Source organism: Mycolicibacterium grossiae (assembly GCF_008329645.1).
GTDB lineage: Bacteria > Actinomycetota > Actinomycetes > Mycobacteriales > Mycobacteriaceae > Mycobacterium > Mycobacterium grossiae.
Genome location: NZ_CP043474.1, coordinates 588,146 through 609,594 on the forward strand (window position 1 = coordinate 588,146; position 21,449 = coordinate 609,594).

A 21,449-nucleotide genomic window follows, 5' to 3' on the forward strand; every position below is an offset into this window, starting at 1 on the left:
AGCCACCGGCTGGCGCGAGACGGATCGGCCCGCGTGTCCTAACGTCGAACCCATGCCGTTCCTCGACACCGACGACGCCCTCGGCGGCCGCGCCTACTACCGGCACTGGGCCGCCGAGGATCCCCGATCAGCCGTGGTCTTCCTGCACGGCTTCGGCGAGCACACCGGCGTCTACCACCGCTACGCCTTCGCCTTGAACGCCCGTGGCATCGACGTATGGGCCGTCGACCAACTGGGACACGGACTCTCACCCGGCGAGCGCGGCGACGTGGGGTCGATCGAGGCCTCGTCGACACTCGCCGACGCGCTGACCGACGTCGTCGCCGAGGCCCGACCCGGCCTCCCACTCGTCGCCGCCGGACACTCGTTCGGCGCAGTCGTCACGCTGTTCCGCGTCCTCGCCACACCGGACCGCTACCGCGCTGCGGTGATCTCGGGCGCGCCGCTGGCCCCGGTCGCGGAGCTGCTCGACGCGGACAGCTCGTTCGGGCTCGATCCCGGCTGGCTGTCGGCCGACCCGTTCTACCTCGACGCCTTGGAGAACGACCCACTGGCCTTCGTCGACGCCGACGGCGCGACGCTGACCCGCGAACTCGACCGGGCGTGGGACCGCTTCGGCGCCGAACTCCCGACCCTGGCCGTGCCCACTCGCGGTGCACGGCACCGACGACCCCATCGCCGACGTCGGGGCGGTACGCGCCTACGCCGAGCAGATCGAACCGCTGTCGCTCGTCGAGATCGACGGCGGCCGGCACGACGTGCTCAACGACGTCAACCACCGCACGGTGGCTGCGGCGGTCGCCGACTTCGTCGACGAGCACACCGGGGCGTGACTACAGCCAGGTGTCGGCGGTCGTCGTGGTGAGGAACGCCTCGAGATCGTCCCGCCACTGCGCGGGCGTGTTCTTGTCGGGTTCGATGCCGGTGTACTCGCCGCGGTAGAACAGCAGCGGCCGGGGCTTCAGTTTCGGCACCTCCGAGAGCGAGTGCACCGCACCGAAGACCACGAAGTGATCGCCGCCGTCGTGCACCGAGGCCACCGTGCAGTCGATGTGGGCCAGCGTGTCGGCGATGATCGGCGAGCCCAGGGGCGATGTACGCCAGTCGATGCCGGCGAACTTGTCGGGCTCGCGCGACCCGAAGCGGGCGGAGACGTGCTGCTGCTTCTCGTGCAGCACGTTCACGCAGAACCTGCCGCTCGCCTCGATGGCCTGCCACGACCGCGATTGCTTGGTCGGGCAGAACAGCACCAGCGGCGGATCGAGCGACAGCGCCGCGAACGACTGGCACGCGAAGCCGACCGGCACGACACCCGAGGCATCCTCGGACGTCGTGGTGATGATGGTGATGCCCGTGCAGAACTGACCGAGCACGTGGCGGAACGTCCGCGGGTCGATGGTGCCCTCGGCGGTCGGCTGCGGATCGGCCACGGTCGCTACTTGAACCCGATGCTGAAGTCGTGGCCCCACAGGCTGACCGCGGTGCTCTCCCGAGCCACCCAGTCGTGGTCCTCGACTTCGAGCCCCTCGCAACCGAATTCGACGTCGAAGCCGCCCGGGGTCTTCATGTAGAACGACAGCATCTTGTCGTTGACGTGCCTGCCGAGCGTCGCCGACATCGGCACCTTGCGGCGCAGCGCCCGGTCGAGGCACAGTCCGACGTCGTCGGCGTTCTCGACCTCCATCATGAGGTGCACGATGCCGCTGGGCGTTTCGCCCGGCATGAACGCCAGGCTGTGGTGGCGCGGGTTGACACCGAAGAAGCGCAGCCAGGCCGGCGCTCCGTCCGCGGGCCGGCCGACGAGCTGCGGGGGCAGCCGCATCGAGTCGCGCAGCCGGAAGCCGAGCACGTCGCGGTAGAAGTGCAGCGACTCCTCGTCGTCGCGGGTGGTGAGGACGACGTGCCCGAGGCCCTGCTCCTCGGTGACGAAGCGGTGGCCGTAGGGGCTGACGACGCGGCGGTGCTCGAGTGCGACGCCGTGGAACACCTCCAGCGTGTTGCCCGACGGGTCGTCGAAGGTGATCATCTCGTACACCCGGCGCTCGGCCAGTTCGGCGGCCGTGCCCTCCTTGTACGGGGTGCCCTCGACGTCGAGCGCTGCGCGGATCTCCTGCAGCGCCGCGGCATTGGCGGTCTCCCAGCCCGACACCAGCAGCCGGTCGCGATCGCCGGGAACGATGACGAGGCGCGCCGGGTGTTCGTCCATGCGCAGGTACAGCGCGCCGTCGGTGGGTCCGGACCCCTCGACCATGCCGAGGACCTTCAGACCGTACTCGCGCCAGGCGGCCATGTCGGTGGCCTCGATGCGCAGGTACCCCAGGCTCTTGATGCTCATGTCCTACCCCCTTTCGAGGAAGTCGATGGTGAGCGTGTTGAACTCGTCGAACTTCTCCAGCTGCGCCCAGTGCCCGCACTGTCCGAAGACGTGCAGCTGGACCCGCGGAATCTGCTTGAGCGCGACCAGTGCACCGTCGAGCGGGTTCACGCGGTCCTCGCGGCCCCAGATGAGCAGCACGGGCTGGCGCAACTTGTAGACCTCGCGCCACATCATGCCCAGCTCGAAGTCCGCGCCCGCGAACGAGGCTCCCATCGCCTTGGCCGCAGCGAGCGATTCGGGCCTGCTGGCGATCTCGAAGCGTTCGTCGATCAGCTCGTCGGTGACGAGGCTCTGGTCGTAGACCATGATGCGGAGGAACTTCGCCATGTTCTCGCGCGTGGGGTCGACGGTGAACTTGCCGAGCAGCTTCACGCCCTCGGTGGGATCCGGGGCGAAGAGATTGACGCTCAGCCCGCCCGGGCCCATCAGGACGAGGCGCCCGGCCCGCTTGGGGTGATCCAGAGCGAAGCGCACCGCGGTCCCGCCGCCGAGCGAATTGCCCACCAGTGCTGCGCGTTCGATGCCGAGGTGGTCGAACAGGCCCAGCAGCGCCGATGCGCTGAAGCGGTTGTACTGCTCGTGCTCGGTGAGCTTGTCGGACTGCCCGTAGCCGGGTTGGTCGACGGCCAGCACGTGGAAGTGACGCGCCAGCACCGCGATGTTCTTCGAGAAGTTCGACCAGCTCGACGCGCCGGGTCCGCCACCGTGCAGCAGCACCACGGTCTCCGAATTGCCCACGCCCGCTTCGTGGTAATGCAGCGTCAGGTCACGTTCGCCGGTGACGTTGCCCGCCACGTCGGTCACCGCGGCACGCACCGTAGCCGTACGCGAGGTCGATGCGAACGTGACCTCGACCTGCTGCTCGGTCTCCTGGATGTAGGACGTCATCTCGGCCGTCAGACCATCGTGTCCTGCGGCGGCAGGCCGAAGGCCTCGTTGCCGAAGATCATGTACGCGCGCTCGGGCTCGTTGGCGGCGTGCACCCGGCCGGCGTGGGCGTCGCGCCAGAACCGCTGCACGGGTTTGTCGGTCTCGAGCGCGGTGGCACCGGAGGCCTCGAACAGCAGATCGATCGAGGCGATCGCCCGGGCGGTGGCCCGCACCTGGTCGCGGCGGGCCCGCGCGCGCAGCTCGAAGGGGATGTCCCGGCCCGCCTGCAGCAGGGCGTACTCGTCGCCGACGTTGCCGATCAGCTGGCGCCACCCCGCGTCGATGTCACTGGCGGCCTCGGCGATGCGCACCTTGGCGAACGGATCGTCCTTCGACTTCTCGCCGGCGAACGCCGCCCGCACGCGCTTGCCCTGGTGCTCGACGTGCGCCTCGTAGGCGCCGTAGGCCATGCCCATGATCGGCGCGGTGATCGTCGTGGGATGCATGGTGCCCCAGGGCATCTTGTACACCGGGGCGGTGTTGTTCTCCAGGCCGCCCGCAGTCTTGTCGTTCATCGCCTTGTAGGACAGGAAGCGGTGCCGCGGCACGAACACGTCCTTGACGACGACGGTGTTGCTGCCGGTGCCCTTCAGGCCGACGACGTGCCAGACGTCGTCGATGCGGTACTCCGAGCGTGGGATGAGGAAGCTGCCGAAGTCGACGGGCTTGCCGTCCTTGATCACCGGGCCACCCAGGAAGGCCCACGTGGCGTGACCCGAGCCCGACGACCACTGCCAGGCACCGCTCACCAGGTAGCCGCCGTCGACCACGACGCCGGCGCCCATCGGCGCGTAGGACGACGACACCCGCACCGTCGGGTCGTCGCCCCAGACCTCGTCCTGCGCCCTCTGGTCGAACAGCGCGAGATGCCAGTTGTGCACGCCGATGATCGAACTCACCCAGCCGGTCGATCCGCAGGCGCTGCCGAGCCGCCGGACGGCCTCGTAGAAGAGCGTCGGGTCGGACTCCAGGCCGCCCCACTGCGCGGGCTGGAGGAGCTTGAAGAAACCGACCTCGTCGAGTTCGGCGATGGTCTCCTCGGGGATCTGCCGCTGGTCCTCTGCGAGCTGGGCGCGCTTGGCGATCCGGGGCAGCAGATCGTCGATGCCGTCGAGGACCGACTGCGCGTCGCGTTGTTCAATGGTGGTCACTGCATGCCTCCAGTGGGTGCGGGCCCGTGCTCGATGTAGTCCGAGATTAGAACACGTTACGATTCGTGTCGAGTAAGGCATTCCTACGGTCGCTGGACCTGCGGAAGTCCGTTTTTGTAACATGTTCTAGTTCCGTCCGCTCCGGCGGGACGCGAAGGAGGCGCAGCGTGACCGACGACGCGCTCGGCAGCCACGTGCTGGAACTCGAGCTGGCCGAGGTGATCGAGGAGACCGCCGACGCGCGTTCACTGGTCTTCAAGGTGCCCGACGGCCACGACGTGCCCGCCGAACGACTGCGCTACCAACCCGGCCAATTCCTCACCCTGCGCGTGCCCAGCGACCGGACCGGCTCGGTGGCGCGGTGCTACTCGCTGTGCACCTCGCCGCACACCGACTCGGCGCTCGCGGTCACGGTCAAGCGCACCGACGGTGGATACGCCTCGCACTGGCTGTGCGACAACGCCGAGGCCGGCATGCGCATCCACGTCCTGGCGCCGTCGGGCACGTTCGTGCCGCGCACGCTGGACGCCGACTTCCTGCTGCTCGCCGCCGGCAGCGGCATCACCCCGATGATGGCGATCGCCAAGTCGGCGCTCGCCGAGGGCAGCGGCCGCGTGGTGCTCGTCTACGCCAACCGCGACGAGACCTCGGTGATCTTCGCCGGTGCGCTGCGCGACCTCGCGGCCAAGCACCCGGACCGCCTGACGGTGGTGCACTGGCTCGAGTCGGTGCAGGGTCTCCCGTCGGTCGCCGCGCTCGGCGGGCTCATCGCGCCCTTCACCGCCCACGACGCCTTCGTCTGCGGGCCGGGTCCGTTCATGGCCGCCGCCGAGGAGGCGCTCAAGGCCGCGGGCACGGCACCCGAGCGCATCCACGTCGAGGTGTTCAAGTCCCTCGACTCCGACCCGTTCGCCGCCGTGACCATCGCCGAGGACGACGACTCCGACCGGGGACCCGCGACCGCCGTCGTCACCCTGGACGGCGAGACGCACGAGGTGCGCTGGCCGCGCAGCGCGACGTTGCTCGACGTTCTGCTCGACAAGGGTCTCGACGCACCCTTCTCCTGCCGCGAGGGCCACTGCGGCGCCTGCGCCGTGCTGATGAAGACCGGCGAGGTCGACATGGCGGTCAACGACGTGCTGGAACCGGCCGACCTCGAGGAGGGACTCATCCTCGGTTGCCAGGCCACCCCGCGGTCGGATTCGGTCGAAGTCACCTATGACGAGTGAGCGCCGGGCTACCGTGGGCCCGACCGGCACGGCGGTGAGGAGCACGAGCATGAGACGGACGGCCACCTTCGCCGCCGCCCTCCTGACGATCTGGCTGACGCTCGCCATGGTCACGCCGACGGCGACGTCGTCGGCGGCGCAGGACACCGCGACGTCGTCGATCCCCGTCGACCCCGCCGTCACGCTCGAGATGCACGCGACGGCCAATTGCGTTCTGGCCGACCGGCAGTGCTACTTCACCACCACCGCGAACCTGCGTGGACCGGACGGCCCGATCCCGTTCCCCGGCGACTTCTACGGCAGGCAGAGCACCACCGTGCGCTCCATGGACCGCATGGTCTACATGGACTCCGACTTCAACGCGCCCAACACCCGCATGTTCAAGTCGATCACCGACACCGAGTACGCGACGGTGTACTTCGGCAGCGGTCCGCCGGAGAAGTTCACGCTGAACGGCAACAGCCGCACCGTCGACTGGGCGACCGGCCAGCCGAAGACCGACGCCGACTACATCGTGTGCGCGCACATCCAGGCCGTGTACGCCGGCGTGAACCTCACGACGCCGGACGCCTGCGCGCAGACCCGGTACTGACCGCGCAGGCGGTACCCGGGCCGGCTACCGCGGCAGGCCCAGCAGTCGCTCACCCGCGAGGGTCAGCAGGATCTGCTCCGTTCCGCCCGCGATGGACAGGCACCGCGTGTTGAGGAAGTAGCGCACGTCGGGTGAGTCCACGATGCCGGCACCCGGGTGCGCGTCCATGATCGTCTCGGCGAGCGCCTGCCGGTAGCGCACGCCGACCAGCTTGCGCACGCTCGACGGGGCGCCCGGATCGTGGCCGCCCACCGCCATCTTCGCGATCAGCTGGTCGAGCAGCGCACCGACCTGCGCGGCGACGATGAGCGATCCGACCCGGTCGACCTCGGCGGGGTCGACCTCGGCGTCGCCCAGCACGTCGAGCAGGTGGACCATGCCCTTGTCGAGCGCACCGCCCGTCGCGATCGCCACGCGCTCGTTGGCCAGCGTGGTGCGGGCCAACGGCCAGCCGCCGTCGACGGGGCCGACCACCATCTCGTCGGGCACGTAGAGATCTTCGAAGAAGACCTCGTTGAACAGCGCCTCGCCGGTGATCTCGCGCAACGGACGGATGTCGATACCCGGCGAGCGCATGTCGACCAGGAAGTACGTGATCCCCTTGTGCTTCGGCGCATCCGGGTTCGTCCGCGCCAGGCAGATGCCCCAGTCGGCACGGTGCGCGCTCGACGTCCACACCTTCTGACCGGTGAGCAGCCAGCCGGTGTCCTCGGGATTGCGCACCGCCTTGGTGCGCAACGCCGCCAGGTCCGACCCGGCGCCGGGCTCGCTGAACAGCTGGCACCAGTAGACGTCGCCGTTGAGCGTGCCGGGGATGAACCGCTCGATCTGCTCCGGTGTCCCGCTGGCGAGAATGGTCGGCGCCGCCCACCAGCCGATCGAGATGTCGGGCCGCACCACCCCGGCGGCCTCGAGTTCCTGGTCGATGACGAGCTGTTCGGCGGGCGAGGCATCCCTGCCGTACGGGCGGGGCCAGTGCGGTGCCATCAGGCCGGACTCGGCGAGCGCGGCCTGCCGCTGCTCTTCGGGCAACGCGGCGATGTCGGCGACGACGCCGGCGATCTCGGCGCGGATGTCCTCGCCGTCGGTCACGTCGACGTGCAGCTGACGGCGTACGCCGGACCGGGTCAGCTCGACGGCGCGTCGCAGCCACCGCGTCCTGCCGCCGAGGAACTGCCCGAGGGCGTAGGCGCGCCGGAGGTAGAGGTGCGCATCGTGCTCCCACGTGAAGCCGATGCCACCGAGCACCTGGATGCAGTCGCGGGCGTTGGCCTTCGCAGCCTCGATGCCCGCCGCGGCCGCCACCGCGACCGCGATCGACAGCTGCGACTCGTCCGGGTCGTCGACCGCCGCGGCGGCGTCGGCGGCCGTCACCGCGATCTGTTGCGAACGCACCAGCATCTCCGCGCACATGTGCTTGACGGCCTGGAAGCTGCCGATCGGCTTGCCGAACTGCTCGCGCACCTTGGCGTACTCCGTGGCGGTCTCCAGCGTCCAGCGCGCCAGTCCCGCGGCCTCCGCGGCCAGCAGCGTCGCCGCGAGTTCGGTGAGGCGTTGGCCGCCGACGGTCAGCGGCGCCACCCGCGCCGAGGCGAGCGTGACGCGGGCGAGTGGGCGGGAGAAGTCGGTGGCCACGAGCGGTTCGACGGTCACGCCGGTCGCGGTCCCGTCGACGACGACCCAACGCTCGCCCGCGGGGAGCACGAACACCCCGGACGGTTCGGCGCCGAGCACGAATTCGGCCGTGCCGGAGGCCGTCTCGCCGTCGAGGACGAGATCGGAGCGCAGAGCGACGCCGGCGGTCCGCTCCCCCGCGACGAGCGCCTCCAGCAGCTCCCGATCCGTGACGACCAGCGTGGCGAGCGCCGTGCTGGCCACCGGGCCGGGCACCAGTGCGGCGGCGGCCTCCTCGAGCATGGCGCACAGGTCGGCGATGCTCGCCCCCGCGCCGCCGAGGTCCTCGGGCACCGCGACGCCGAACAGGCCCAGATCCGCCAACCGGCGGTACGGTGCGCGCCAGGCGTCGGGGTCGCCCTGCTCGACGGCACGGGTGGCGGCGATCGATCCAGAGGACCCGGCCCAGTCGCGCACCAGTTCCCGGACGGCAAACCGATCGTCGGCGACGGGCGCGGCTCCCACCGCAGCGGATCCAGCCATCTCGAGGCCTCCTAGCCTAGGGCGAGAACGCGGTGCTTCTCACTAGAACGTGTTCTAATGGTGACAGCGTTCGAACGTCAAGTCGACCGCCATCACAGCAGCACACGTAATGTGACCCGGGCGCCCGGAGGTGAGCAATCGACGAGCGGCATGCGTATCGTTTTCACTTCGAGCGCAAGGAGAAGGAGCTGACCGCCGCATGTCTGGGTCGTCTGCAGTGTCGGGGCAAGCAGCTACGGGTTCCGGGTCCGACGGGGCCGCGGGCCCGCGCCAGGTGATGAACGTGGCCGTCCTCGCCGAGTCCGAACTCGGGTCCGAAGCCCAGCGGGAGCGCCGCAAGCGCATCCTGGACGCGACGCTCGCCATCGCCTCCAAGGGCGGGTACGAAGCCGTGCAGATGCGCGCGGTCGCCGAGCGCGCGGACGTCGCCGTCGGCACGCTGTACCGCTACTTCCCCTCCAAGGTGCACCTGCTGGTGTCCGCCCTCGGCCGCGAGTTCGAGCGCATCGACGCCAAGACCGACCGCGCGTCGTTGACCGGCGGGACGCCGTACCAGCGGCTCAACATCATGGTCGGCAAGCTCAACCGTTCGATGCAGCGCAACCCGCTGCTGACCGAGGCGATGACGCGGGCGTTCGTCTTCGCCGACGCCTCGGCCGCCGGTGAGGTCGATCACGTCGGCAAGCTGATGGACTCCATGTTCGCCCGCGCGATGAGCGACGGCGAGCCCACCGAGGACCAGTACCACATCGCCCGCGTCATCTCCGACGTGTGGCTGTCGAACCTGCTCGCCTGGCTGACGCGCCGGGCCTCGGCCACCGACGTCAGCAAACGGCTCGACCTGGCCGTGCGACTGCTGATCGGCGACGGCGAGCACCCCAAGATCTGACCCGGCGGCGCCGCTGCGCAAGGATGGTCGGCGTGACCCTGCCGGCAGATCTTCGGTCCGCACTCGACGACGCCGCGGCGACGCCGCGCCTGCTGGTCGTCTCCGACTTCGACGGCACCCTGTCGCCCATCGTGACCGACCCGTCCACGGCGCGGGCCCTGCCCGCCGCGGCCGCTGCGCTCACCGCACTGGCAGCGCTGCCGGAAACCACGGTCGCACTGGTGTCCGGCCGCGCACTCGCCGTCCTGCGTGACCTGACCGGAGCGGACCTGCCCCCGACGGTCCACCTCGTCGGCAGTCACGGAGCCGAGTTCGACGCGGGCTTCGCCGATCTCGTCGACACCGAACTGCTCGCGCGCATCGTGGCGGAACTACGCGAGATCGCGGCGGACCTGCCGGGCGTGACGGTGGAGACCAAGCCCGCCAGCGCGGCACTGCACGTGCGCAACGCCAGTGCGGCCGACGGCGAGCGTGCACTGGCCGCGGCCCGCCGGGCCGCCGAGGGTTGGGGCGCGCACGAGACCGCGGGCAAGGCCGTGCTCGAATTCGCCGTCGTGGACACCGACAAGGGCGCGGCGCTCGAGGCGCTACGCGAGCAGAGCGCCGCCACCGCCGTGGTGTTCCTCGGCGACGACGTCACCGACGAGAAGGCCTTCCGGCGGCTGCGTGACGGCGACGTGGGCGTCAAGGTGGGACCCGGAGAGAGCCTGGCGCGCTACCGGGTGGACGACCCCGACGACGTCGCCGCCACACTGGACCGGATCGCCGCCGCGCGGCGCTGAAAAGCGTTCGACGCGGCCGTCTCCGACCGCAACACTGGGGCTCGTGCCCACCGACGCCGACCCCGCCGACCGCACCGCCCGCGCCGTGACGGCGGCGACCGCGGCGGGCCGCGCGCTCGGCCTGCGGGTCGAGGACCCCCGCGTCCTGCACGACGCCTTCTCCGTCGTCGTCCACCTGGCCCCAGCCCCCGTGGTGGTGCGGGTACCCACCGTGCTCCCGGACTACCTCCACTCCGAAGCCCAACTCGCACAGCAGCGTTCGGAGCTGGCGGTCACCGAATGGCTGGCCGACGGCGGACATCCCGTGGTGCCGCCCAGCCCGCTGGTGCCGCGGGAACCCGTCCGGCGCGACGGGTTCTCGATGACGTTCTGGCAGTTCGTCCCTGAGGTGGGCAACGGCGAAGAGGGGGACGGCGAAGAGGGTGATGCTGCGCCCGACTACGCCGCCCGCATTGCGCGGACCGCCCGGCTGCACGCGGCGCTACGGGACCATCCTGGCGCGGGACTCGGTTTCTTGACCGCGACGCGCGCGTTCGTCCCGACGGGCCTGTCGGCGCTCGAGCGCCGTCCCGGCCCGTTGACCGTTGCGGATCTCGATCGCGCACAGCGGGAGTGGTACGTGCTGGCGGGACCGTTGGCGTCCCGGGAGGCGTTCGAGACGGCGTTTCCCGGTGTGAGTGTGCAGCCCATCCACGGCGACGCACCGTTCCACAACACGATCGTCACCGCGGCGGGCGAATTGTGGTCGGACTTCGAACTCGTGACCACCGGGCCCGTCGAGTACGACGTCACGGTCGCCGACGCTCGTGCGGTGGCGGGCTACGACGCCACCGCGCGGCAGCTCGGGCTGCGGCCGCTCGACGCGCGCGTGCGGCGGGTGGTGAACGCGGCCGCGGCCCTGTCGGCCGTCGCGGCGCTGTCCATGGCGCGCCGGCTGCCGATGCTCACCGACGCGCTGGCTCCCGCTCTGGCCGCCTGGCGATCGACGCCCGAGGTCACCGCACCCTAGGCGGGCGGCCCCGACGTCCGGCCGCGAATGAGTTCGGTCGGGAGCATCTCCACGACGGGCAGGCCGGATCTCGGCGGCTCGTGCAGGAGGCGCCCGGCGCGGCGCCCCTTGTCCTGGCTCGGCTGACGCACGGTGGTCAGGCCGCGCGCCAAGGCGTCGGGCACGCCGTCGAATCCGGTGACGGTCATCTGCCCGGGCACGTAGATACCGCGCGCGCGGAGGTGGTCCATGGCCGACAGTGCCAGCACGTCGGCCGTGCACATCAGCGCCGTGATGCGCGAATCCGCCTGCAGCGCAACCTCGGCGGCGGCACCGCCGGCCGTCGGCGAATGCTCGAAGCTCTCGACCACGGTCAACCCGTCGGGGTCCAGGCCGGCGGCCGCCAACGCGTCGCGCACGCCGCCCAACCGCTCGCGCTGCACCCCGAAGCACGGCGTCGTCACCCGTTCGGCGTCGGCGAGCGCCGCCGGCGCGGAACCGTGCGGCCACTCACGGCCGAGTTTCATGGTGAGCAGCCCGATCTGGCGATGACCCAACCCGAGCACGTACTCGGCCATGCCCCGCATCGCCGCCCGGTCGTCGATGCCGATCACCGAGGCGCCGGGCACGTGCTTGGGCTGGTCCACCACCACCAGCGGCATGCCGCGCTGCTGCACCACCGGCAGATACGGGTCGTCGTCGGAGGCCGAGTAGACGACGAATCCGTCGACGCCCGCGGCCAGCACCGCCGCGGTGCCCTCGGCGACCGAACGGTTGGGACCGATGGCCACCAGCAGCAGCCCCTGCCCTGCGACTTCACACGACTCCGCGAGACCGGCGACGAAGTCCAGGGCGGCCGGATCCTTGAACGAGTAGTTGAGCGGTTCGGTGATCATCAGGCCCACCGCGCCCGCTCGGCGGGTGCGCAGTGACCGCGCCAAGGGGTCCGGGCCCGGGTAACCCATGCGCTTCGCCGTCGCCAGCACGCGCTCGCGCAGATCGGCCGACAACTGGTCGGGCCGGTTGTAGGCGTTGGAGATCGTGGTGCGCGAAACCTTGAGTTCGGCGGCCAGCGAGGCCAGCGTCGCCCGCCGTCGGGGCGTCGGACCTCGGGACATGCTCCATGAGGCTAGCGGGTTCGTTCAGGGCCCGTCACCGCCAGGGGAACCGACGACGCCGACCCCTCACCGTCGCCGTCTTCCCGTCGGCCCCGTGCACCATCTCCCCCGGGCACCGGCGGTGGGTCACCCTCGCTCGGCCGACGACCCTGAACGTCCGCCGCGTCCGATGGTGACAGCAGGCGCGGCGGCGGCGAATCGGGGAAAGCCCTACCCGTGGACGCCGTGCGGCAACGGCGTCGACGCGGGCCTGCGGCGGCGGTCGGCCAGCCACGTCGCGAACCAGATGGTGCTGACGAGCGTGGTGATGACGAAGCTGGGTGGCACGTTGAACATCGCCGAGACCACCAGCCCGCCCCACACCGACAGCAGCGCGATGCCGGTGGCGACGGCGATCGCCACGCCCGGGCGAGCCGTCAGCATGATCGCCGTCGCAGCCGGGGTGACGACGAGCGCGAACAGCAGCAGCGTGCCGACGGCCTGCACCGCCATCGTGATCGACAGCCCGAGCAGCGCCATGAAGATCACCGACAGTGCACGCACCGGGACGCCGCGGGCCTCGGCGACCTCGGGGTTGACCGACGCGAACAGCAAGGGGCGGTAGACGAACGCGATCACCGCGACGATCACGCCGAGCACCACGCCGAAGGTCACCAGCTGCTCGTCGGTTACGGCCAGCAGGTTGCCGAACAGGACGTTGGTGACCGTGCTGCTGCTCTTGGTGGCGAGCGAACTGAAGAACAGCCCGAGTCCGGTCGCGGCGGCCAGGATGGTGCCCGTCGCGACTTCGCGTTCGTCGGCCCGCTTGCCCAGCGCGCCGATGGCCAGCGCCCCGCCCACGCAGAACACGCCCAGGCCGATCGAGACCGGCAGGCCGAGCAGGACGGCTCCGGTCGCCCCGGGAAAGCCGATGTGCGCCAACGCATGCGCGGCGAACGCGCTGCTGCGCACGATGATGAAGTACCCGATGATGCCGGCTGCCAGCGCGACGACGGAGCCGCCGAGGATGGCGTTGCGCATGAACGACGACTCCAGGATGTGCACCCAGTTGTCCTGGTAGCCGAGTGCGACGACCGCGACCATCAGATGCTCCGCACGTACAGCTCGCCCTGCGGGGTGTGCACCACCTGCACCGACGTGCCGTACAGGTGCGTCAGCAGCGCCCCGTCGACGACGTCCTCGGTGGCGTCGTAGTGGGGGTGCCCGTCGAGCAGGTAGATGGCGCCGTCGAGGATCGGCAGCAGCGGGTTCAGATCGTGGGCGACGACCACGATGGTCACGCCGAACTCCTCCTTCACCCGGGCGAGGAGGCCGACGATGCCGCGCTGGTTGCGGATGTCGAGCGACGTGAGCGGCTCGTCGAGGATCAGCAGACGCGGCCGGCTGACGAGGGCCTCGGCGATGGCGATGCGCTGACGCTGCCCACCGGAGAGCTGGGAGAGGCGCTGCCCCGCGAAGTCGGTGGCGTCGACGGCCGCGAGCACCTCGTCCACGCGCTGCCGCTCGGCCCGGCTCGCGCGGCCGAAACCCCAGCGGCGTCCGGTCGATCCGAGCAGGACGGCGTCGCACGCGCGGATCGCGTTGCCCGCTGCGGCCGCGTAGTTCTGCGGCACGTAGCCGATGGCGCCGGTGACCGCACCGGGCCGCTCGCCCAGTACCCGGATCTCCCCCGAGGCGACCGGCAGGGTGCCGAGTATGGCGTGCAGGAGCGTCGTCTTGCCCGAGCCGCTGGAGCCGATGACGGCGACGATGCCGCCCGAGGGGACGGTGAAGGTGCCTTCCGACCAGATCAGGCGTCCGCCGCGGACGACGCTGACGTCCTCGAAGACCAGTGCCGGTGCTCCTGGGTCAGACGGCGACACCGAGCGCCTTGGCGAGGGAGTTCAGTTGGTTCACCTGCCAAGCTTCGAACGAATCGACCCCCGGCGGCACGGTTTCGGTGACTTCGACGACCGGCACGCCCGCCGATTCGGCCGCGGCGCGCACCTGTTGCGGCACGGAGCCCTCGGTCTGGGTGTTGTAGATCAGCACGTCGACGCCCTTGTCGCGCAGCAGGGCGAGCATGGCGTCGAGGTCGGCTGGCGACGGATCGGTCTCGTTGCTCGACGCGGCCTGATAGCCCGGCGGCGTCCTGTTCTGCAGGCCGACCGCGGCGGCCATGTCGTCGAAGACGCTCTCGGTGGCGGCGTACCCCTTGCCCGGGGCCTGTGCCTTGATCTTGGCGATGACGTCGTCGTAGGGCTCGAGCTGCGTCGCGAAGTCGGCGCGGCGTTCGGCGAAGTACTGACCGGCGTCCGGGGACAGCGCGGTCAGCCGGGCGGTGACGGCGTCGGCGACGGCGGTGACCGCCGTCGGGCTGTACCAGACGTGCGGGTTGGCCCCGCCGTGATCGTGGCCGTCGGCGTCCTGGCCGTGCGGCTGCGCCCCGTGATCGGGATCGGTCCCGTGATCGTGATCGGCTCCGTGGTCGTGATCGGCGGCCTCGCCGCCGCTGGTCAGCAGGGCGTCGACGATCGGCGCATCGGGCGCGGACCCGGCGGCGAGCTTGGCCGCCCACTCGTCGTAGTGCCCGCCGTTGACGACCACGAGCTGGGCGCCCTCGAACTTCGCGGCATCGGCCGGCGACGGTTCGTAGTCGTGCGGGTCGACCGACGAACTGGCCAGCAGCGTGGTCACGGTGGCGCAGGCACCGCCGAGGTCGCTGACGACGTCGCCCCACTGGTCGACGCTGACCACGACGTTCACCGGGGTGGTCGGGCACGCGGGCGCGTCGGCCGCGACGGTGGTCGACGAGGCCTCGTCGCCGCTCCCGGAGCAGGCGGCGAGGACGAGTGGTGCCGCGAGGAGCGCGGCAGCCGCGAGGCGGCGGTGGGCGATCGACATGCGATAACGATAACCGTTTGCATCTGTCGGCGCCGCACGGGGGCCCCGGTTATCGACAATCGTTGTCATCTGGCGGCGTCATCTCGTAGCGGATGAGCCGCGAGCTGTTGGCCACCACGGCGACCGACGACGCGTTGTGCAGGACGGCCGCCAGCACCGGGGACAGCCCGCCGCCCGCACCGAGCAGCAACCCGAAGGCGTTGACGGCAATGGACATCGCGTAGTTCTGCCGGATGACCTCGACCGCACGGCCACCCAGGTCGCGCACGTCCAGTAGCCGGCGCAGGTCGTCGCCCGCCAGCGCGACGTCGGCGGTCTCGACCGCGACGTCGGTGCCGCCGAGACCCATGGCGATCCCGATGTCGGCGGCTGCGAGCGCCGGTGCGTCGTTGATGCCGTCGCCCACCATCGCCACCACGTAGCCCTCGTCGCGCAGCGCGCGCACTACGTCGAGCTTCTCCTCGGGCAGCACCTCCGCGCGCCACTCGGTGATGCCCAGCGCCGCCGCGACGGCGCGGGCGGTCTGCGGGTGGTCGCCGGTGAGCATCACGATGCGCCGTACGCCGACGTCGCGCAACGCCCGCAGTACCTCGCCGGCCTCCGCACGCACCTCGTCGCGCAGGCTGATCAGACCGGCCAACTCGCCGTTGACCGCCAGCAGCAGCGGCGTCTCCGCCTCGGCCCGCAGCCGGGTGACCCACCGGGCAGCGTCCTCGGCGACGTGCACGCCCTCCCGCTGCAGCAGCGCCGGGCTGCCCAGCAGCAGCGTCTGCCCGTCCGCACGGGTGCGCATGCCGAGCCCGACGAGCACCTCGCACTCCTCGTGCGGCGGTATCGTGATGTGCCGCTCCTCGGTCGAGCGGATCACCGCCTCTGCCAACGGATGTCGGGAGTGGATCTCCGAACTCGCGGCATAGGCGAGTACGCGTTCCGGCGGCCAGTCGTCGTGGAAGCTGACGATGTTGGTGACCACCGGACGGCCGCGGGTGAGAGTGCCGGTCTTGTCGAACACCACCGCGTCGACGCGGCCGGCCTCCTCGAGGTGCGCGCCTCCCTTGATGAGGATGCCGCGCCGGGCGCCGTTGCCGATGGCCGCGCTGATGGCCGTCGGCGTCGCCAGGCCCACCGCGCACGGGCAGGCCACCAGCAGCATGGTCATGGCGCGGCGCACGTCGCCGGTGAGGACGAGGGTCGCCGCCGAGACGACGAACGACAGCGGCACGAATCGGCGGGAGAAGTTCTCACCGACGGTCTGGATCGGCGCGCGCGAGTGCTGCGCCTCCTCGACGCGGGCCACGATGCGGCCGATCGTGGTGTCCCGACCCACAGCCGACGCCCGCACCACCAGACGGCCGCGAACGACCACCGACCCGGCGTGCACGCGCGCGCCCGCAGCGATGGTGACGGGCAGCGTCTCTCCGGTGATCGCGGACTGGTCGACGATGGCCTCGCCCTCCACGACCTCGCCGTCGACGGGTATGGCGACCTGCTCGTGCACCACGACGTGGTCGCCGACGCCGACGCCGTCGAGCGCCACCTGCACCTCGGTGCCGTCCGGGAGCACGGTCCACGCGGTGTCCTGGTTGCCCTGCAACAGGTTCGCGATCGCGCGGCGGGTGCGACCCAGGGTGAGATCCTGCAGGTACTCGCCGATGTTGAGCAGCCACAGCACGGTGAGCGCGACGACGTTCTCGCGCAGCACGAGGCTCGCCACCGTCGCCGCCGAGACCAGCAGGTCGGTGCCCGCCGACGTCCCGCCCCGCAACGAGCGCAGCGCGCCGCGCAGGAACGGATAGCCGGTGACGATCGTGGCACCGGTGGCGAGCGTGCGCGACGTGGGGCCGAGCAGCGGCGGCCGGCGCAATCCGTAGCGCCGCACGCCGAGCAGCACGAGCGCCAGCCCGCCGACGGCGATGCGCAGCAGGTCGGCATTGCTGACGTCCGCCGAACGCGGGACCAGCGCCGAGGACACCGGCGTCGCGTGCCGGGCGTCCGCGATGGCGGCGAGCACGGCGGCCGTGTCACATCGTGCCGGCGAATACCACACCACGACGGACCCGGTGCGCGGGTAGGCGTGCGTCATGCGGACGCCGCCCACGAGGTCGACGGCGTCCTCGATGGCCACTGCCCGCACCGTGTCGGCGCGCAGCCACGGCACGCGGACCCGGAGGCGTCCAGCGGCGTCGGACAGGACCGTCAGCTGGTCGGCCACGGCTCAGTGGTCGTGGACGTGAGCGTCCCCGACCGCCGGCGGGACGGCCTCCTCGCCGATGCGCTCGCGCGCCTCGGCCACCACGTCGGCGATCTTCAGCCGGGCGTTCTCGGCGCCCTCCTCGGCCTTGCGGGCGCCCTTGAGCGCGACGGCGGTACTCGCCACCGCGGCTTCCCGCAGCGGCGCCTTGGCCAGCGTCTTGCGCAACGCCTCGTAGGCGGCGACGCCGACCACGCCCGTGACCACCGTGCCCGCGGCCTTGGCCAGCACACCTGACAGCACCATCGCCGAACCTCCGTCGCCCCCGCTACCGACCCCGTGTCGCGCCCAGACTAGCCGCCGGTCGCGACGGGACGGTTCGCTTCACCACACCACTGGGACCACGAGCCCGGGAAGAGCGGCAGTGACCGGCCGGTCGCCGCCGACGCTGCGACCACCACCGCCGCCGTGACGCCCGACCCGCAGTACGCGCCGGTCGCATCGCCCAGTGCCCCGGAAAGGTCGTTCTGCGAACGGAATTCACCGTCCGCGGTGAGCAGCGCGGTGCTCGGCACGTTGCGTGCGCCGGGGACGTGCCCGGCGACGGGGTCGACCGGCTCGACGTCGCCGCGGAACCGCTCCGGGGCGCGGGCGTCGACGAGGCCGGCGCCCAGCGCCGCGGCGTCGTCGGCGGTCAGGGTGGGCAGCGCACCGGCGTACAGGTCGTCGTGCGCGACGGCGACGTCGCCGGGCGCGGCGGTGACCGGACCGGTCTCGAGGGCACCGCCGGCCGCCCGCCACGCGGCCAGTCCACCGTCGAGGATGCGCACGCCGTCGATGCCGGCCGCGGTGAGGACCCACCAGGCGCGCGCCGAGCCCGCCCGGTTCCAGTCGTCGTACTAGACCACCGGCACCCCGGCCCGCACCCCCCAGCGCCGCGCGGCCTCCCCCACCGCCGCGCCGCGGGGCAGCGGATGACGGCCGCGTCCGGGCACCGCGTGATCGGACAGCTCGTCCTCGAGCGAGACGTACACCGCGCCCGGCAGGTGCTCCGCCGCGTGAGCAGCGCGGCCGTCGGGTGCACCGAGCTGCCACCGCACGTCGAGCAGCGTGACCGGCGTGCCGTCATCGAGCAGCGCACGCAGCTCGGCGGCGGAGATCAGGACGTCGGCACGGTGATCGCTCATCCCACGATGCTGCCACCGGGCTCCCAGCCACCCGCCGTAGGCTGACCCGCGTGCCCGCCGCCAGCATCGACCTGAACGCCGACCTCGGCGAGGGCTTCGGCGCCTGGAAACTCGGCGACGACGAGGCGATGCTCGACGTCGTCACCAGCGCCAACGTCGCCTGCGGGTTCCACGCGGGGGATCCCGCCGGGCTGGCCCGCACCTGTCGTGCGGCCGCCGCGCGCGGCGTCCGGGTCGGCGCACAGGTCGGCTACCGCGACCTCGCGGGGTTCGGCAGGCGCTTCATCGACGTCGCGCACGACGACCTGGTGGCCGACGTCGTCTATCAGATCGGCGCCCTGCAGGCGCTGGCGCACACCGTCGGGACCACCGTCGAGTACGTCAAACCCCATGGCGCGCTGTACAACACGATCGTCGGACACGAGGAGCAGGCCGCCGCCGTGGCCGAGGCCGTGCACGCGGTGGACCCCACGCTGCCGGTGCTGGGGCTCGCCGGGTCCGCGTTCTTCGCCGCCGCCGAGCGGCTAAGCGTGCCGACGGTTCCGGAGGCGTTCGCCGACCGCGGCTACCGGGGCGACGGCACGCTCGTCCCGCGGCGCGAGCCCGGGGCGGTGCTGCACGATCCCGACGAGATCGCGACACGGGTCGCGCGGATGGTCGCCGAGGGACGGGTCACGGCCGTCGACGGCACCGACGTCACCGTCGACGCGAGATCGGTGTGCGTGCACGGGGATTCACCCGGTGCGGTGAACATCGCCCACGCCGTGCGCGACCGGCTGCTGGCCGATGGCGTCACGCTGCGGAGCTTCCTCTGATGCGGCTCGTGCTCGGCAGGCCGGACCTGGCCCGCTACGCCCGGTACTTCGATGCCCCCGAGGCCGCCGCGGACGCTGCGGTCACCGTGACGTGGGCGGGCGTGACGACGCTGCTGATCGACGACGGCGACAGCGCGGTGCTCACCGACGGCTTCTTCTCCCTGCCCGGCCTGCTGACCGTCGGAACCCGTTCGCTGGCACCGTCGCTCGCACGCATCGACGGGTGCCTGGCCCGCCTCGGGGTGAACCGGCTGGCCGGCGTGCTGCCGGTGCACACCCACTTCGACCACGCCATGGACAGCGCCGTCGTCGCGGCGCGCACCGGCGCTGTGCTGGTGGGCGGTGTCTCGGCCGCCAACGTCGGCCGCGGCGGCGGGTTGCCCGAGGACCGCATCGTCGTCGCCGAACCCGGCACGGCCGTCGGGCTCGGCGCCTTCGACGTCACACTGGTCGTGGGCGACCACTGCCCGCCGGACCGCTTCCCCGGCACCATCACCGCGCCCGTGCGGCCTCCGGTCCGGGCCGCTGCCTACCGGTGCGGCGAAGCCTGGTCGACACTCGTCCGGCACCGCGAGACCGGCCGGGGCCTGCTGATCGTCGGCAGCGCCGGCTTCGTGCCCGGCGCGCTGCGCGGACACCGCGCCGACGTGGTGTACCTCGGCGTCGGACAGCTGGGGTTGCAGCCGCAGCGCTACCTCGTCGACTACTGGACCGAGACGGTGCGGACCGTCGGCGCCCGCCGGGTGGTCCTCATCCACTGGGACGACTTCTTCCGCCCGCTGCACCAACCGCTGCGGGCGCTGCCCTACGCCGCCGACGACCTCGACGCGTCGATGCGGGTGCTCTCGGCGCTCGCCCGCGAGGACGGCGTGCCACTGCACCTCCCGACGCTCTGGCAGCGCTGCGATCCGTGGCGCTGACCCTCGCGCTGCTGGCACTGGCGGCGGTGCTGGCGTTCGCGCTCATCCGACCCCGCGGGCTGCCCGAGGCCGTCGCCGCCGTTCCCGCCGCCGCCCTGCTGGTGCTGTGCGGCGTCGTGACGCCGCAGCAGGCGTGGACCGAGACGCTGCGATTGCTGCCGGTCGTCGGCTTCCTGGCGGCGGTGCTGGTGCTCGCCAAGCTGTGCGACGACGAGGGACTGTTCCACGCCGCGGGCGTCGCGATGGCGCGGCGATCCGGCGGGGATCCGCGCCGCCTGCTGGTCACCGTGTTCGTCATCGCGGCCGTCACGACGGCCGTGCTGAGCCTCGACGCGACCGTCGTGCTGCTGACGCCGGTCGTGCTCGCCACCGCCCGCACGCTCGGGGTGCCCTCACGGCCGCACGCCTACGCCACCGCGCACCTGGCGAACAGCGCGTCGCTGCTGATGCCGGTGTCCAACCTGACCAACCTGCTGGCCTTCGGGGCCGCGGGCCTCACCTTCGCCCACTTCACGGCGGTCATGACGCTGCCGTGGCTGCTGGTGATCGCCGGGGAGTTCCTGGTGCTGCGCGTGCTGTTCCGGCGGGAACTCGTCCGCCCGGCCGACGCGGAGTCCGTGCCGCCGCCCGCCGAGACGCCGGTGTTCGTGCTGGTGGTGCTGGGGCTCGTGCTGGTCGGCTTCGCGGTGACCTCGCTGCTCGACGTGGCACCGGCGTGGGCGGCGTTGGCCGGTGCGGTGGTGCTGGGCGTGCGCGCGCTGGTGCGGCGACACAGCAGCGTCCGCGACATCGCGGTATCGGCCAACGTCCCGTTCCTGGCGTTCGTGCCGTGCCTGGGCGTGGTGGTGGCGGGCGTCATGCATCACGGTCTCGACGGCGCGATGCGCTCGGTGCTGCCCGGCGGCACCTCGTTCGTCGCGCTGCTCGGCATCGCGGCGGTGGCCGCCGCGCTGTCGAACGTGGTGAACAATCTGCCCGCCGTGCTCGTACTGCTACCCCTGGTGGCGGGGCTGGGCCCGGCCGCGGTCCTGGCCGTGCTGATCGGCGTCAACGTCGGCCCGAACCTGACCTATCCCGGATCGCTGTCGAACCTGCTGTGGCGCAACGTCGTCCAGGGCGAGCGGATCTCCGCGCCGTTCGTCGAATTCAGCCGGGTGGGGGTGTGCACGGTGCCGTTGACGGTGCTCCTCGGCGTCGCCGGGCTGTGGGTCTCGGTGCGGTTCCTGGGCGTCTGAGCGCG

20 protein-coding genes and 1 pseudogene are annotated in these 21,449 nt (G+C 71.7%); 9 read left to right on the top strand and 12 right to left on the bottom strand.

Going from position 1 to position 21,449, the window contains the following annotated elements; all coding sequences use genetic code 11:
- The first annotated feature begins 52 nt into the window (after positions 1–52).
- Positions 53–865 carry an alpha/beta fold hydrolase gene (locus FZ046_RS02930; protein ID WP_246182891.1) on the top strand — a complete coding sequence of 271 codons (813 nt, stop codon included), beginning with the start codon at positions 53–55 and terminating at the stop codon, positions 863–865.
- Here FZ046_RS02930 and hsaB read toward each other — a convergent pair.
- From hsaB to hsaA, 4 genes are read right to left on the bottom strand one after another with little or no spacing between them, the layout of a single operon-like run.
- A complete protein-coding gene (gene hsaB, locus FZ046_RS02935; RefSeq protein ID WP_070353121.1) occupies positions 834–1,430 on the bottom strand; it encodes a 3-hydroxy-9,10-secoandrosta-1,3,5(10)-triene-9,17-dione monooxygenase reductase subunit in 597 nt (198 codons plus the stop codon). The genes FZ046_RS02930 and hsaB overlap by 32 nt on opposite strands.
- A 5-nt stretch (positions 1,431–1,435) precedes the next feature.
- Positions 1,436–2,335 carry an iron-dependent extradiol dioxygenase HsaC gene (gene hsaC / locus FZ046_RS02940; RefSeq protein ID WP_070353120.1) on the bottom strand — a complete coding sequence of 300 codons (900 nt, stop codon included), beginning with the start codon at positions 2,333–2,335 and terminating at the stop codon, positions 1,436–1,438.
- A 3-nt stretch (positions 2,336–2,338) separates the two neighbouring features.
- On the bottom strand, positions 2,339–3,265 hold the full coding sequence (hsaD, locus tag FZ046_RS02945; RefSeq protein WP_070353119.1) for a 4,5:9,10-diseco-3-hydroxy-5,9,17-trioxoandrosta-1(10),2-diene-4-oate hydrolase: 927 nt from the start codon (positions 3,263–3,265) through the stop codon (positions 2,339–2,341).
- Between the two features lie 8 nt (positions 3,266–3,273).
- Positions 3,274–4,458: a 3-hydroxy-9,10-secoandrosta-1,3,5(10)-triene-9,17-dione monooxygenase oxygenase subunit gene (gene hsaA, locus FZ046_RS02950; protein ID WP_070353118.1), complete on the bottom strand. Its 1,185-nt coding sequence runs from the start codon at positions 4,456–4,458 to the stop codon at positions 3,274–3,276.
- A gap of 167 nt (positions 4,459–4,625) precedes the next feature.
- Between hsaA and FZ046_RS02955 the strand changes: the two genes are divergently transcribed.
- Both FZ046_RS02955 and FZ046_RS02960 read left to right on the top strand, forming a co-directional pair.
- Positions 4,626–5,687 carry a ferredoxin--NADP reductase gene (locus FZ046_RS02955; protein ID WP_070353117.1) on the top strand — a complete coding sequence of 354 codons (1,062 nt, stop codon included), beginning with the start codon at positions 4,626–4,628 and terminating at the stop codon, positions 5,685–5,687.
- Positions 5,688–5,736: 49 nt separating this feature from the next.
- A complete protein-coding gene (locus FZ046_RS02960; protein WP_070353156.1) occupies positions 5,737–6,279 on the top strand; it encodes a hypothetical protein in 543 nt (180 codons plus the stop codon).
- Between the two features lie 24 nt (positions 6,280–6,303).
- Here FZ046_RS02960 and FZ046_RS02965 read toward each other — a convergent pair whose 3' ends face one another.
- A complete protein-coding gene (locus tag FZ046_RS02965) occupies positions 6,304–8,436 on the bottom strand; it encodes an acyl-CoA dehydrogenase family protein (RefSeq protein WP_070353116.1) in 2,133 nt (710 codons plus the stop codon).
- Between the two features lie 199 nt (positions 8,437–8,635).
- Here FZ046_RS02965 and kstR point away from each other — a divergent pair, with 199 nt between their 5' ends.
- Genes kstR through FZ046_RS02980 form a run of 3 tightly spaced genes read left to right on the top strand, consistent with a single transcriptional unit; the run spans position 8,636 to position 11,116 of the window.
- A complete protein-coding gene (gene kstR, locus FZ046_RS02970; protein WP_070353115.1) occupies positions 8,636–9,325 on the top strand; it encodes a cholesterol catabolism transcriptional regulator KstR in 690 nt (229 codons plus the stop codon).
- A gap of 23 nt (positions 9,326–9,348) precedes the next feature.
- Positions 9,349–10,107 carry a trehalose-phosphatase gene (gene otsB / locus FZ046_RS02975; RefSeq protein ID WP_070353114.1) on the top strand — a complete coding sequence of 253 codons (759 nt, stop codon included), beginning with the start codon at positions 9,349–9,351 and terminating at the stop codon, positions 10,105–10,107.
- 43 nt (positions 10,108–10,150) lie between these two features.
- Entirely contained in the window at positions 10,151–11,116 is a 966-nt protein-coding gene (locus FZ046_RS02980; protein WP_070353113.1) for a phosphotransferase, read from the top strand.
- On the opposite strand, the gene FZ046_RS02985 is transcribed toward FZ046_RS02980, so the two are convergent.
- The 7 genes and pseudogenes from FZ046_RS02985 to FZ046_RS03015 form a co-directional block, all read right to left on the bottom strand.
- Positions 11,113–12,213 (bottom strand): Rv3575c family transcriptional regulator, encoded by a 1,101-nt coding sequence (locus FZ046_RS02985; RefSeq protein ID WP_070353112.1) that lies wholly within the window; start codon positions 12,211–12,213, stop codon positions 11,113–11,115. The two genes, FZ046_RS02980 and FZ046_RS02985, sit on opposite strands and share 4 nt — an antisense overlap.
- Before the next feature lie 210 nt (positions 12,214–12,423).
- Positions 12,424–13,296 (bottom strand): metal ABC transporter permease, encoded by an 873-nt coding sequence (locus FZ046_RS02990; protein ID WP_070353111.1) that lies wholly within the window; start codon positions 13,294–13,296, stop codon positions 12,424–12,426.
- The gene (locus FZ046_RS02995) at positions 13,296–14,075 is read right to left on the bottom strand and encodes a metal ABC transporter ATP-binding protein (RefSeq protein ID WP_070353110.1); all 780 of its coding nucleotides are present in this window, start codon (positions 14,073–14,075) and stop codon (positions 13,296–13,298) included. Before FZ046_RS02995 ends, FZ046_RS02990 begins: the two co-directional genes overlap by 1 nt.
- The gene (locus FZ046_RS03000; protein WP_070353109.1) at positions 14,062–15,096 is read right to left on the bottom strand and encodes a metal ABC transporter solute-binding protein, Zn/Mn family; all 1,035 of its coding nucleotides are present in this window, start codon (positions 15,094–15,096) and stop codon (positions 14,062–14,064) included. The genes FZ046_RS02995 and FZ046_RS03000 overlap by 14 nt, the downstream gene beginning before the upstream one ends.
- Before the next feature lie 49 nt (positions 15,097–15,145).
- Positions 15,146–17,308, bottom strand: coding sequence for a heavy metal translocating P-type ATPase (locus tag FZ046_RS03005; RefSeq protein ID WP_070353108.1), 2,163 nt, complete (start codon positions 17,306–17,308; stop codon positions 15,146–15,148).
- A 3-nt stretch (positions 17,309–17,311) separates the two neighbouring features.
- Entirely contained in the window at positions 17,312–17,593 is a 282-nt protein-coding gene (locus FZ046_RS03010) for a DUF1490 family protein (RefSeq protein WP_070353107.1), read from the bottom strand.
- Between the two features lie 47 nt (positions 17,594–17,640).
- Positions 17,641–18,474: pseudogene (locus FZ046_RS03015) on the bottom strand (sulfurtransferase).
- 50 nt (positions 18,475–18,524) lie between these two features.
- Between FZ046_RS03015 and FZ046_RS03020 the strand changes: the two are divergent.
- From FZ046_RS03020 to FZ046_RS27765, 3 genes are read left to right on the top strand one after another with little or no spacing between them, the layout of a single operon-like run.
- The gene (locus tag FZ046_RS03020) at positions 18,525–19,289 is read left to right on the top strand and encodes a LamB/YcsF family protein (protein ID WP_070353106.1); all 765 of its coding nucleotides are present in this window, start codon (positions 18,525–18,527) and stop codon (positions 19,287–19,289) included.
- Positions 19,289–20,209, top strand: a complete 921-nt coding sequence (locus tag FZ046_RS27760; protein WP_070353105.1) for an MBL fold metallo-hydrolase — start codon at positions 19,289–19,291, stop codon at positions 20,207–20,209. Before FZ046_RS03020 ends, FZ046_RS27760 begins: the two co-directional genes overlap by 1 nt.
- Positions 20,206–21,444: an SLC13 family permease gene (locus FZ046_RS27765; protein WP_070353155.1), complete on the top strand. Its 1,239-nt coding sequence runs from the start codon at positions 20,206–20,208 to the stop codon at positions 21,442–21,444. Before FZ046_RS27760 ends, FZ046_RS27765 begins: the two co-directional genes overlap by 4 nt.
- Positions 21,445–21,449 lie beyond the last annotated feature (5 nt).

Excerpts from the sequence above, each read along its gene's own strand:
- FZ046_RS02930 (WP_246182891.1), top strand. The coding sequence starts at position 53 with ATGCCGTTCCTCGACACCGACGACGCCCTCGGCGGCCGCGCCTACTAC.
- hsaC (WP_070353120.1), bottom strand. The coding sequence starts at position 2,335 with ATGAGCATCAAGAGCCTGGGGTACCTGCGCATCGAGGCCACCGACATG.
- hsaD (WP_070353119.1), bottom strand. The coding sequence starts at position 3,265 with ATGACGTCCTACATCCAGGAGACCGAGCAGCAGGTCGAGGTCACGTTC.
- FZ046_RS02960 (WP_070353156.1), top strand. The coding sequence starts at position 5,737 with ATGAGACGGACGGCCACCTTCGCCGCCGCCCTCCTGACGATCTGGCTG.
- FZ046_RS02965 (WP_070353116.1), bottom strand. The coding sequence starts at position 8,436 with ATGGCTGGATCCGCTGCGGTGGGAGCCGCGCCCGTCGCCGACGATCGG.
- kstR (WP_070353115.1), top strand. The coding sequence starts at position 8,636 with ATGTCTGGGTCGTCTGCAGTGTCGGGGCAAGCAGCTACGGGTTCCGGG.
- otsB (WP_070353114.1), top strand. The coding sequence starts at position 9,349 with ATGGTCGGCGTGACCCTGCCGGCAGATCTTCGGTCCGCACTCGACGAC.
- FZ046_RS02985 (WP_070353112.1), bottom strand. The coding sequence starts at position 12,213 with ATGTCCCGAGGTCCGACGCCCCGACGGCGGGCGACGCTGGCCTCGCTG.
- FZ046_RS02990 (WP_070353111.1), bottom strand. The coding sequence starts at position 13,296 with ATGGTCGCGGTCGTCGCACTCGGCTACCAGGACAACTGGGTGCACATC.
- FZ046_RS03000 (WP_070353109.1), bottom strand. The coding sequence starts at position 15,096 with ATGTCGATCGCCCACCGCCGCCTCGCGGCTGCCGCGCTCCTCGCGGCA.
- FZ046_RS03010 (WP_070353107.1), bottom strand. The coding sequence starts at position 17,593 with ATGGTGCTGTCAGGTGTGCTGGCCAAGGCCGCGGGCACGGTGGTCACG.
- FZ046_RS27760 (WP_070353105.1), top strand. The coding sequence starts at position 19,289 with ATGCGGCTCGTGCTCGGCAGGCCGGACCTGGCCCGCTACGCCCGGTAC.